This is a genomic window from Chitinophaga sp. ARDCPP14 (assembly GCF_051362515.1).
In the GTDB taxonomy this organism is placed as follows: Bacteria; Bacteroidota; Bacteroidia; order Chitinophagales; family Chitinophagaceae; genus Chitinophaga.
On record NZ_JBKIXB010000011.1, the window covers coordinates 258,477 to 272,028 of the forward strand.

Sequence of the window (13,552 nt, forward strand, 5' to 3'; positions counted from 1 at the left end):
GATGAAAATCACTGCTTCTATATTCGTTTCCGCACTCTTTCTGGTTGCAACGGTTGGTAAGGCCCAGGGGCCCGCTGCTTACGTAAATCCTTTCATCGGCGCCAGTACCAGTGAAGATGCCGCCGGCAGTTACCACGGCCTCGGCAAAACTTTTCCCGGTGCAGCCACGCCTTTCGGCATGGTGCAGCTCAGCCCCAATACCATTACCGGTGGCGACAACGGCTCAGGATACAGTTATGAACATACCACCATAGAAGGCTTTGCCTTTACGCAAATGAGCGGCATCGGCTGGTATGGAGATCTTGGCAACTTCCTCGTGATGCCCGCCACCGGCCCCCTGCAAACTGCCGCCGGCAGCCGGCAACATCCGGAAGAAGGGTATCGTTCTACCTACTCAAAAAAAGAAGAAAAGGCTACCGCAGGGTACTACTCCGTTCTGCTCACAGAAAATAATATCAAAGCGGAAATGACCGCCGCTCCGCACAGCGGCATCATGCGCTTTACATTTCCCGCCAATCAGCAATCACGCCTACAAATCGACCTGGCCCGCCGGGTAGGCGGTACCTCCACCTGGCAGGAAGTGAAAGTGATCAACGACAGCACCATCGCAGGGTACATGCAGTGCACACCGGAAGGCGGCGGCTGGGGAAACGGCGATGGTAAAGGTAATTACACAGTATACTTTTACGCACAATTCAGTAAACCACTTTCAAAATACGGCGTCTGGAGTGCAGACATCCCCGACGGATGGTCGCGTAAACGGGAAGACATTGAAAGCGCCCGCTACCAGCAACAGATCGCAAAAGCAACGGTGATACCCGGCACTAAAGAGAAAGCAGGTAAACATCTCGGCTTCTATACAGAATTTGCTACAACAGAAAAGGAAGCTGTATTGATGAAAGCAGGCATTTCCTTCGTTAGCATCGATGGCGCCAGGAATAACCTGGAAACAGAGATCAAAGACTGGAATTTTGATGGTATCAGGCAGCAAACCTTCAACTCCTGGAACAAAGCGCTGGGAAAAATAACGGTAGCAGGAGGCTCGGAAGAGGAGAAGAAAATATTCTATACAGCCCTGTATCATACCATGATAGACCCGCGCAATTTTTCTGATGCGGATGGAAAATATATCGGGGGAGATGGAAAAGTTCACGCCGTGAAAAACTTTACCAAACGCACCATCTTCAGCGGATGGGACGTATTCCGCAGCCAGATGCCCCTCCAAAGCATCATCAATCCCCGCGTAGTAAACGACATGGTGAATTCACTGGTCACCCTGGCAGATGAAAGCGGCAACCAATACCTGGAACGCTGGGAATTCCTGAACGCCTACAGCGGTTGCATGATCGGCAATCCCGCCGTATCGGTGATGGCAGATGCTTGGGCAAAAGGAATACGTGGCTTTGATATCAGTAAAGGCTATGCCTTCGCCAAAAACTCCGTAGAGAAATTCGGGAACGGCAGCAAAGGATATTCCACCGGCGGACTAAGTGTGTCGCTCACGCTGGAATACGCGTACTTCGACTGGTGCCTCGGCAAACTGGCCGGCGCACTCGGCAAAAAGGACGATGCGAAAAAATACCTGGCCCGTGGCGCCAATTATAAAAATGTATTTGACACCGCCAAAGCATGGTTCCGCCCGCGCAACGACGATGGCAGCTGGCAACCCTGGCCGGAACAGGGCCGCATGCAACAGGGATATGGCACTATTGAAAGCAGTCCTTATCAGCAGGGCTGGTTTGTTCCGCACGATGTGCCCGGCATGGTAGCTCTTATGGGTGGAAAAGAAAAGGTATTGGAAGATCTGACCGTATTCTTTGATAAAGTTCCGCAAAACATGATGTGGAACGATTATTACAACCATGCCAACGAACCGGTTCATCACGTTCCGTTTTTATTCAACCGCCTGGGCGCCCCCTGGCTTACCCAGAAATGGACCCGCGAAATCTGCGCCCGCGCTTATCATAATTCTGTGGAAGGACTGGTAGGTAATGAAGATGTAGGGCAGATGTCTGCCTGGTATGTACTGGCCGCCAGCGGACTGCATCCGGTATGCCCCGGAAGTACCCGGTATGAGATCACCAGCCCGGTGTTTGATAACATTAGCATCGCCCTGGATCCGGCTTACGCCAAAGGCAAACAGTTTACTATCAGCGCCCGCAATAATTCGCCTGCCAACCGCTACATCCAGCGCGCCTGGTTAAACGGCAAACCATACGCCCACTGTTATATCAACCACGCCGATATCACCGCCGGCGGCACACTGGTACTGGAAATGGGTAACCAGCCGGCAAAAAACTGGGGAATTAAATAAAAATTAATGGAAGAATGGCGGTAGGGTCTTTTTAAGGTGTCATACCATAGGGACAAACCGTAACCAATCAAAAAAGATCCCGCATCATAGGCCACTGTAGAAGACTGCTTTTACAGAACAGGCGATGTCATGCCACGTATGTAAATTTTTATCACCAAAAGCTGGATGCTAACACGTATTAACGTTATGAAAATGAAATTTGCGTTCACTGCTCCTGTATGCCTGTGCATAGGAATTTTTACCCTCGCTTCCTGCGGTAAAAAGAACTTCCTGGATCAGACGGAAACGACTAACCTGAACGAGCAAACGGTATTTGCCGACAGCGCCCGCACCGTCGCTTTCCTCACCAACATTTATGTCGACATTGGCTTTGCGGAAAACGCTACCCGCTTTGGCAACGGCGGCCTCGATGCCTCCTGCGATGAAGCGGAACCACAGAAATCTGCCACGGTGACCACCTCCATTCAATTTGCCACCGGTACCGTCAATCCTTCTATCATCAGCGCCGACGCCTGGAACCTGCCCTATACCAATATCCGCAGGGTAAACCAGCTGCTGAAGCACCTGCCCGGCTCACCCATTCCGTCGTTTATCCGCAACGTGATGGCCGCGGAAGCACGCTTCCTGAGAGCATGGTATTATGCCGATCTGCTGAAACATTATGGAGGTGTTCCGCTGCTGGGCGACTCTGTGTATAAGGTGGAAGATAAGATCCCCGCGGTGCGCAACTCCTATAAAGAGTGCGTGGACTACATCATATCTGAATGCGATGCAGCCGCCGCCGTATTACCACTCGTGCGGATTCGCGAAGATTACGGCCGCGCCAGCGGAGGCGCTGCTATGGCGCTGAAAGCAAGAGTGCTGCTGTATGCCGCCAGCCCGCTCTTCAATGGTGGCGGTATCAATCCGCAGGAGGCGCCTACAGGGTACCCCGACAATGTTCCGGGACGCTGGAAGCTCGCCGCCGATGCCGCTGCTGCCGTAATGAACACCGCTGCTTATTCTTTGAATGAAGATAATACCACTGCTCCCGGTTATGGCTTTTATAAATTATTTACCCTTCGGGTGAACCCGGAATATATCTTCGCCAGGATGCAGGGCGGCAACCGTGAACTCGAAAGCGCCTGGCAACCACCATCGCGGAACGGCGCCCAGGGAGGCTTCCCCTACCAGGGATTTGTGGATGCTTTTGGTATGGCAAACGGTAAACCTATTACCGATCCTTCATCAGGCTACAACGCAGCCGATCCATACAGCAATCGTGATCCACGACTGGCCTATTCCGTCATCCGCGACCAAACGCCACTGATACAAAACACCGGCCTGAAAGAACCGGTCAATATCTTTCTCGGCCCCGATGGCAAAGGCGTAAGCCAGGATGCGGTACATGCCGGAACACCCACCGGTTACTACACCAATAAAATGCTCGATGAAAATATTGCCGCCAACTTTATACACGGCTCGCAACGCTGTTTCCCGCTGATGCGCTATGCAGAAATCCTGCTAAACTTCGCGGAAGCACAAAACGAATATGCAGGCCCGGTGCAGGAAGTATACAATGCGGTGGAACTGGTACGTAAACGCGCAGGACTATCGCCGTATGAATTGCCGGCAGCACTTACAAAAGAACAAATGAGAGAGGCCATTCACGCGGAAAGGAGAGTGGAACTGGCATTTGAAGGCCACCGCTTCTGGGATGTAAGAAGATGGAAGATCGCCCCGCAAACAGAAAATAAACAAATGACCGGCATGGAAGTGAAACGCAACGGCGCGAACGTTACCTATACCATCTTCCCCGTACGCAAACACAATTTCCGCGAAGCCATGTACCTGTGGGCCATCCCGCAGGGAGAAACCGCGAAATCGCCTGAGTTAAAACAAAATCCATCCTGGTAAAAAGCAACATTATGAAATCAAGATTCCAGATATGTTTACTGATGCCAATACTGGTACTCATCATCAACTCCTGTCACCGCAGTGAAATACTGGTGCCCGAGCCGGTGAAAGATATTGCAGGCGAATGGCGCATCGTTAAAGCAGTGCGCAATGGCGTGGATATCACTACACTAACGGACTTTACAAAGTTCAGGATACGCTTCACCGCCGATCTTCAATATACCATTGAAAATCCATTGCCTTTCGTGGTCAGTAAAAACGGCAGCTACGCACTGGATGATCCCAAATATCCTTTCCGGATCAGCTTCAGTCAAACGGGCGTCAGCAGCCCGGTCAGCACCACCTTCACTTACCCGGTGGTAAACGGAAAACGGAACATCAACTTTTCGTTCAGTCCCGGCTGTACCGCTAACACATACGACTACACACTCGAAAGATTGCATCCCTGATCCAACACAACATAACACGTTATGAAAAAATATACATACGGTATCATCCTGTTCCTCTTACTGCTGGCTGGTTGCGTATTCCTCGACGGCGTGGACGAGCCCTCTGCTGCTAAAGCAGGAGAGAACATCACCATCACCATGCATAACCGGATCGATGTAGCCGACGGCGGCCGCACCGGCGTAAGACTGATCATTGGTTTCCTGGCGCCTAAAAACTGGGCGGCAGCAGCCAATTCAACGATTACCTATACCACCACTTCCTATGGCAACGGTAAAATGGTGCCGGTGCCTTCGTCTGTTCTCGTCGGCGGCCTGTCATGGCCGGCGGCACTGAAAAACAGGTTCGGCATGGGCGGCAACTATATGACAGACAATCTCGAATGGGTAGTGTTCTGGACAGATCAGGCCTATAATGTACCACAAGGCGTAAAAGATAAGATCGATGTTACCATGGTGATCAAACCAGGTCCGGAAAATGTACAGTTTAAAACCGGCTATTTCCTTGGCACCAGCAGCGATGGACTCAGCGATGTATTCGGTTCCAACAATGTATACAAAAGCATGTTCAAAGATTGCTTCTCCATCACGGATGGTCAGGGCGATCTCATCGACTTCTGCAATCCGCAGATAGCGGCAGTAAGCCCCGGTGTTGCCACCGACAATGACTTCCTCACCCTGAGCTTCGACCCGGATGTAGTGTCTACAGCGCTCAATGGCGTAAGCAACATTTATCTCTGCGCAAAAGGATATACCAGCGATGGACATATCCTCGAAGCCTGCACGCAAACGGAAAGCTCAAAACTGAAAAGCTATACCGGTAATAAATCTGCTATCACCATCTGGCCCCGCGCATATTTTAACATGCAGGAAGGACAAACGCTGGAGAAGATCGAATACTTTTTTACAGATGCTACCGGCACGGTGAAAGTAGGATTTAGCAATACCACTGCCCCTTTTGTGTACACCTTCAAATGTCAATAACAATGGCTCACAGCTACATCAATAAATATATTTCAGCCCTTGCCTGTTGTGTACTTGCGGTTTGCGCGAATGCACAGGCACAGCAAACCGGTATCATCTCCGGCCGGCTGATAGATAACTATGGCCAGCCACTTGCAGGGGCGGCCATCTCTGTAAAAAATACCGGCGACACTGCCAGCAGCAATACCAACGGCGCATTCAGTATCCATGCGGCCCTGAACAGCACGCTGGTTATCCAATATCCCGGTTACAAGGCAATAGAACAAAAAATACACGATACCACCGCGCTCACACTGCGCATGGACGAACTATTTATCCCTTTACCCCAACGTATTCCCGTACTCTATGGAGAAGCCTCCCCGAAAAGTTCGGTAGGCGCCATCGGTACGGTATACACCAATCAATTGTCTACCACACCGGCTACCTTGTTTGCCTACGCATTACCAGGCCGTTTGGCAGGATTGTATACCCAGCAGGTAAGCGGCTTCCGGAACCCGGGCACGGGTAACAACTTCGATGTAGATATCTTTATCGGGAACATTCCCCGGCCAGGCGCATCGGAACCCAATGATAATACAGAAATGAATCTGTCGTTGCGCGGGCAGGTACCGGTAACAATAGTAGACGGAATACAGCGGGATGTGTTTTCCATCGATCCTGAAAATATAGAATCGATTTCAGTGCTGAAAGATGGATTGTCTACCATCATGCTCGGTCAGCGCAGCTCCCGCGGGGTATTACTGGTCACCACCAAACGCGCCCGCGCCGGCAAACCACGCGTATCCTTTACTGCACAAACAGGCATCCAGCAATCTCTCAGCCAGCCAAAGCCTTTGCCGGCATGGCAGTATGCTTACCTGCTGAATGAAGCCCTGCAGAACGATGGCAAAGCGCCGCTGTACAAGGAATCCGACTTTATCGCCTTCCGCGATCATACAAAACCTTACACCAACCCGGACGTAAATTGGTATAACACCATCCTGCGCGATAACGCTCCTATGTCCCGCTACAACCTCAACATCAACGGCGGCGGTAATGTAGCCCGGTATTCCGTGTCACTGAATTATACCGGTCAACAGGGTATATTCAAAACTTCTTCTGATAATAACTATAACACCAACGCAGGATTAAAGCGTTACCTGATCAATACCGACGTAGACATTGACGTTACACGAAACTTCAATGTAGGCATGCAACTCTTTGGCCGCCTGCAGGAAGGAACGCAACCGGGCGCCGGAACTAACAACATATTGGGAAACCTCCTCGGAACACCGAACGGCGCTTATCCCGTTTACAATCCCAACGGCAGCTGGGGCGGTACCAGTAACCTCACCAGCAACCTCCTGTCGCAAACCATTAACAGCGGCTATATACAGGATAACAGCAAAGATGTGATGGCAAATGTAAATTTGCAGTATAATCTTGGCGACTGGCTGCCCGGCCTGTCCTTAAAAGGAAAAGGTAACCTGTCTATACAATCAGCCAATGCAATAGACCGCAGTAAAAGTGACCTGGTATACCGCGTATCGATAACAGATGAAGACACGCTGTATACCAAAGCAGGCAACGCAGTGGCGCAGCAGAATAATTTCATTTCCGTTTTTAATGCGCAGTATTTCTTTGGACAGGCATCACTGAACTACGACCGGCAGTTTGGTCCGCATGGCGTGAATGCCGTAGTGCTGGCCGATACGAGGCAAACCATCTTTAACTATGATCTGCCCGGTAAATCTACCAACATATCAGGTAAAGTAGCTTACAACTACGCAGGTAAATATTTCATAGAGGGCGCCCTCAACAGGAGCGGCTATAACCGCTATCTGCCGGGTAAACAATATGGCACTTTCTTCGCCGGCGGCATCGGCTGGGACCTCGCACAGGAAAACTTTCTCAAAGAAAACAACGATTGGTTAAACCAGCTGAAACTAAGAGGTACCTATGCACATACCGGCAACGGTATCGATAATTCCGGCTATTATATCTGGCGCCAGGACTTTAGCGAAGATAATGGCATTGGCGGCGGCATATACTCCCAGGGGACAGCGAGATCCGCAGGTTCCGGCTTTAAGGAGAATGGCCTGGCCAATGTGAATATCTCCTGGGAAACCGCGCGGAAAATGGATGTAGGAATGGACCTGTCACTCTTCAATAACAGGTTGCAGGTAACCGCCGATTATTATCACGACCGCTACGAAAATCTCCTGCAGATACGCGGAAAAAGTATCGCCCTCTCCGGCGCCGCCTATCCCCCGGAAAACATCGGTATTAACCTCTACCAGGGCGGAGAACTTACGGTAACCTACCAGGGCAGGATAAAGGATTTTAACTATTTCGTTACTGCCAATGGAAGTATCGAAGGCACCAAAGTGGTGTTTATGGATGAACAGCGCCGCGACTACGACTGGAACAAAAGAACAGGACAGCCGGTAGGCATGCGCTTCGGTTATATAGCAGATGGCTTTTTTGCATCAGCAGAAGAAGCGGCCGGCAGCGCTACCATCGCCGGTTATAAACCACTGGCAGGCGACATACGCTACAAAGACCTGAACGGCGACGGCGTCATTAACCAGTTTGATGAAGCGCCTATCGGTACGCATAAGCCTCGTATTTATTATGGCGTTAACATCGGTTTTTCCTGGAAAGGAATAGAAGCCAGCGCATTGTTACAGGGTGTGGGTAACAGAATTAACTATGTAGATAATTTTGCCACCGAAGCAGGTTTCCAGTTTCAGAACTTCACCTACGGTCAGGCTTATGAACAGATCACCGGCCGTTGGACACCGGAAACAGCGGGTACCGCTACCTATCCGCGTTTGACTGCCGACGCGAACAACAACTACAATAAATTCAGCTCTTCTTTTTGGGTACGTAATGGTAATTACTTCCGGCTGAAAAATATAAATGTTGCTTACAATCTCCCTTACCGCTGGACAAGCCGCGTGAGGCTGGGCAGCGTAAAGGTATTTGCCAATGCACAGAATCTGTTTACACATGCTGCATACGATTTCGTTGACCCCGAAGTAGGAGTGGGAGCCTATCCCATCCAGCGGGTACTGAACACCGGTATCAACATAAAATTCTAGTCAGCCATCTAAACAACGCACCATGAAACATTTCCGCATATTGATCTTCCTGGCCGGCTGTATGACAGTCATCATCAGCTGCAGAAAAGATTACGAAGTTATTCCACTCGAAAAAGTAACCATCGAGTATGTATTTGACCAGGATGATTCACTGGGTACCTATGCCAACAAATTTCTCAACAGCATCTATTCCAAACTTCCCGGTGGCTACAACCGTGTAGGCGGCGATTTGCTCGATGCAGCCTCAGATGATGCCATCTCCGGCCTGGTAGGTACCTCCGCGGTATCACAACTTGCCACAGGTGCATTCACCTCTTATGCACCCATCACAGACGAATCGCCCTGGAACAATTGCTACGCCGCTATCCGCGCTGCCAGTCTTTTTGTTTCCAATATCGACGTGTCGCCCGTAAAGGAAAAATTACCCAACGGCGCCTCTATCCGTTACGCATGGAAAGCAGAAGCCCGTTTTATCAGGGCGCTGTTTTATTTTGAACTGCTGAAACGCTATGGCGGTATACCGCTTATGGGAGATAAAGTAAGAGAGCTGGGAGATGATGTGCAGATACCGCGCAGTTCTTTCGCAGATTGCGTAAACTATATTGTAAACGAATGCAACGCCATCAAAGACAGCCTGCGTCCTAATCCCATTGTAGCGCCGGAGTTGAACAGCCACCGTGCCACCAGGGGCGCTGCACTGGCTTTAAAAGCAAGGGTGTTGCTGTATGCAGCCAGTCCCTTGTTCAACGGGCAAAATATCGAGGCCGGTAATCCGCTGACAGGTTACAGCAGTTATGATAAAGCACGCTGGAAGCTGGCAGCAGATGCCGCCCGGGAACTGATCAATGAAAAGACTTTCGCGCTGGTACCCAATTTCAAAGATGTATTCATCACCCAAAACAACAGTGAGGTTATCTTCTTCCGCCAGGGGGGAAACACTACGGAAATTGAAAGTACCAACGGACCGGTAGGTTTTGCCGCGGTAGCAAGAGGGCGCACCAATCCCACCCAGGAACTGGTGGATGCCTTCCCTACCAATGCCGGGCTGGCGATCACCGATCCTGCATCAGGCTACAACTCCAATGAACCCTATGCCCGCCGCGATCCACGCCTGGCCATGAGTATCCTGTACAATGGCGCCCGCTGGCTGAATACCGAACTGCAAACATTTCAGGGCGGTCAGCACCGGCCCGGCGGCGCAGAACCCGGTACGAAAACATCTTACTATATGCGCAAGTTCATGGGCAACTTTGAAAATGCCACACAGTACAGCAATACAAGCCACGACTGGATCATCCTGCGCTACACGGAAGTATTGCTCAATTTTGCCGAAGCAGAAAATGAATCCAACGGCCCCACTGCGGAAGTATACCAGGTGCTGAAAGACCTGCGCGCCCGTGCTGGGATTGCAGCCGGCGATAACGGCATGTATGGTCTGAAGGAAAATATGACAGCAGATGAAATGCGCAATGTAGTGCGTAACGAAAGAAGGATAGAACTGGCCTTTGAAGAACACCGCTTCTGGGATATCCGCCGCTGGAAAATTGCGCAGCAGGTATATGGAAAGGCACTGCATGGTATGAACATCATCAAGGAAGGACCTGCCTTTAGCTATAACCTGGCGGAAGTATTTAAACCGGTGTTTATTGCGCCCAAAATGTATTTGTATCCCATTCCATACGATGAAGTGGTGAAGAACGATAACATGCGCCAAAATCCGGGCTGGTAAAGTCATATTCCTTACAAGAAATTTAACTGACTGAAGATGAAAAATATTATACTGTTTCTCCTGCTGCTGGTTGCTGCACCATTTGTGGCAACAGCCCAGCAAAAAAATATAAGTGGTACGGTAAAAGACGTAAATGGGGTACTGCCCGGCGCTTCCATTTCGGAAAAAGGCGTGCCCACCAACGGCGTGATAGCTGATGCCAACGGCCGGTTCAAACTCGCCCTGAAAGGCAGTTCCCACACCCTGATCGTAAAACTGATCGGGTTTTCCGCGCAGGAAGTTGACATAGCCGGTCGCGATGCGATTGACGTAGTGCTGCAATCTTCCACCCAGGGCATTGATGAAGTAGTGGTGGTAGGCTTTAACACCGCCAAACGTATCACCAGCACCGGCGCTGTAAGTGCCATTACCGGCGCTGAAATCAGGAACGTACCTACCGCTAATGTGCAGAATGCCTTGATGGGGAAACTGCCGGGATTCGTTTCTCAGCAACGCTCCGGACAGCCGGGAAAGGATGCTTCCGATTTCTTTATCCGTGGCGTTAGCTCGCTGAACAGCGATGGAAATAAACCGCTGATCATTGTAGATGACATCGAATATTCCTATGATCAGCTGCAACAGATCAACGTGAATGAAATCGAAAGTATCTCTATCCTGAAAGATGCGTCCACCACGGCAATATATGGTATCAAAGGCGCCAACGGCGTACTGGTGGTGGCCACCCGCCGCGGTAAGGTGGGACTTCCGCAGGTAAACCTCCGCGTGGAATCAGGCCAGCAGTCGCCGGTGAAAACACCAAAGTTTTTGAACTCCTATGATGCGGCCACCCTTGTAAATGAAGCGTACAAAAACGATGGACTGGCGCCGAAATTTACCTCCCAGGACCTGGAACTTTTCCGCAGCGGCGCCGATCCTTACGGACACCCGGATATCAACTGGTATGATGCGGTATTCAAAAAACACGCTTACCAGGCCAATACCAACGTGGATATTTCCGGCGGTACAGAAGCTGTGAAATATTTTATCTCCGGCGGATTCCTCACCCAGAACGGCCTGGTAAAAGACTTCTCTGATCCCAGGAATGAAGTGAATACCAACTACTTCTTCCGCAGGTATAATTTCCGCTCCAACCTCGATATGCGCGCTACCAAAACGTTAACCATGCGGCTCAATCTTACCACCCGTTTCGGTGATATTAACCAGCCCCGGTCGGCCAACGTGGTATCAGAAGTATACAACTTTGAAAAAATACATCCCTACTCCGCGCCTTTAATGAACCCCAACGGGAGCTACGCCTATGCCGTGGATACAAAGGACGCATTGCCTACGCTCAATGCACGGCTGGCTAACGGTGGCTACAGCCGCACTAAAAGAACGGACTTTGATGTGCTGTACGACATCACGCAACAGCTGGACTTCCTGACGAAGGGGCTGTCGCTCACAGGCCGTATTGCATACGGTGGCATCGAACAGTATGCAAGAAATTTATTCCGCGAAGCAGAACCGCCATCATATTATTATAACCCGGCGGATCAGTCGTACACCCTCGATCCCCGCGGCAACTACCGCCTGCAGAAATACCGGGTAACAGGTAACACAGACCTCTACAGCCGGAATGTGAATACACAGGCTTTCCTCAGCTATAACCGTATTTTCGGTGATCATACACTCAATGGGTTGGCGCTGTATAACAGGCAAAGCTATACGTCGAAGGCAGATATTCCTGCCAACTTCAGGGGCTTTTCCTTCAAGGCAGGCTACAACTATAAACAGAAATACCTGCTCGATTTCAACGGCGCCTACAATGGCTCCGACAGGTTCCAGGCAAAGAAACGCAACGGCTTCTTTCCTGCCGTGGGCGTAGGTTGGAGTATTTCGGAAGAACCATTCTTCAAACGTAACAACAGCTTTGTAAGCCTTCTGAAAGTGCGTGGATCATACGGTGTAGTAGGTTCTGATGTTACGTCAGGTAACCGTTACCTGTACCGCCAGGAATATCTCAATGGCGGCGGTTATTCTTTTGGGGAGAATGATACGCAATCCGGCTCCATCTACGAAGGCGATCTTGGCAACATGGACGTAAGCTGGGAAAAAGCAAAAAAAGCAGACGTAGGGGTCGATGTAAATCTCTTTAAAGACAAACTATCTTTTACGGTAGATTATTTCCACGATATCCGCTTCGATCAGCTGGTACGGAAAGGCTCTGTGCCCAACATGATTGGAATTGGCTACAGTCCTACCAACGTGGCCAGAACCAGTAACCAGGGCTTCGACGGGCAGATCAACTACCGGGGGAATATCCGCCAGGTAAATTTTAATACCAGCCTTGTATTCCAGTATTTCAAAAATAAAGTACTGTTTAAAGACGAAGCGCAACCCGCCTATCCCTGGCTGCGGGAAACGGGACTGCCAATCGATCAGCCATTCGGATACACCTTTATCGGTTTCTACACACCGGAAGATATCCAGAAGATCCAGGCCAATACACACGATAAACCCGCTGCACCACTCAGTGAATATCCTATACAGGCAGGCGATCTCAAATACAAAGATATCAACGGCGATGGCGTGATCGATAACAACGACCAGGGGCCCATTGGAAAACCCAACCTGGCCAGCACTGTATTGGGACTTACCCTCGGCGCCAATTACAAAGGCTTCAGTATTAACCTGCTGTTCCAGGGCTCCTTCGGATACAGCTTCAGCGTAGTAGGCACCGGTATTGAAACTTTCCAGAGCCAGTTCCAGCCTATTCACCAGCAGAGATGGACGCTGGAAAATGCTGATAAGGCGCAGTTCCCGCGGCTCACGAGCAACCCTACCACGGTAAACAGTGCGCGTACGTATATGTCGGATTTCTGGTTGATAGATGCGCGCTATGTGCGGCTGAAAACAGTGGACCTGGGCTATCAGCTGCCCAGCCGCTGGCTGCCGGGCCGGTTGAATAATACACGTGTGTACCTGAGCGCGTATAACCTGCTTACGTGGACCAACTACGATAAGTACCAGCAGGATCCCGAAGTAGCCAGCAACTCCGCCGGGGATGCCTACATCAATCAGCGCGTGATCAACCTGGGTCTCCAAATCAGCTTTAAATAAT

General features: G+C 50.5%; 7 protein-coding genes. All 7 read left to right on the forward strand.

Features of this window, described 5'->3' with window-relative positions; translation table 11 throughout:
• The first annotated feature begins 1 nt into the window (after position 1).
• The 7 genes from ACLHR0_RS26140 to ACLHR0_RS26170 all read left to right on the forward strand — a co-directional run bounded on the left by ACLHR0_RS26140 (position 2) and on the right by ACLHR0_RS26170 (position 13,551).
• Entirely contained in the window at positions 2-2,314 is a 2,313-nt protein-coding gene (locus ACLHR0_RS26140) for a GH92 family glycosyl hydrolase (RefSeq protein ID WP_436490640.1), read from the forward strand.
• A 192-nt stretch (positions 2,315-2,506) separates the two neighbouring features.
• A complete protein-coding gene (locus ACLHR0_RS26145; protein ID WP_436490642.1) occupies positions 2,507-4,210 on the forward strand; it encodes a RagB/SusD family nutrient uptake outer membrane protein in 1,704 nt (567 codons plus the stop codon).
• A gap of 11 nt (positions 4,211-4,221) precedes the next feature.
• Positions 4,222-4,659 (forward strand): DUF5004 domain-containing protein, encoded by a 438-nt coding sequence (locus ACLHR0_RS26150; protein ID WP_429063281.1) that lies wholly within the window; start codon positions 4,222-4,224, stop codon positions 4,657-4,659.
• Between the two features lie 21 nt (positions 4,660-4,680).
• Positions 4,681-5,640, forward strand: coding sequence for a DUF4961 domain-containing protein (locus ACLHR0_RS26155; protein WP_429050464.1), 960 nt, complete (start codon positions 4,681-4,683; stop codon positions 5,638-5,640).
• Positions 5,641-5,642: 2 nt separating this feature from the next.
• Positions 5,643-8,723, forward strand: coding sequence for a SusC/RagA family TonB-linked outer membrane protein (locus ACLHR0_RS26160; RefSeq protein ID WP_436490644.1), 3,081 nt, complete (start codon positions 5,643-5,645; stop codon positions 8,721-8,723).
• Between the two features lie 22 nt (positions 8,724-8,745).
• A complete protein-coding gene (locus ACLHR0_RS26165; RefSeq protein ID WP_436490646.1) occupies positions 8,746-10,452 on the forward strand; it encodes a RagB/SusD family nutrient uptake outer membrane protein in 1,707 nt (568 codons plus the stop codon).
• 36 nt (positions 10,453-10,488) lie between these two features.
• The gene (locus ACLHR0_RS26170) at positions 10,489-13,551 is read left to right on the forward strand and encodes a SusC/RagA family TonB-linked outer membrane protein (RefSeq protein ID WP_370908025.1); all 3,063 of its coding nucleotides are present in this window, start codon (positions 10,489-10,491) and stop codon (positions 13,549-13,551) included.
• The last annotated feature ends 1 nt before the right edge of the window (position 13,552 follow it).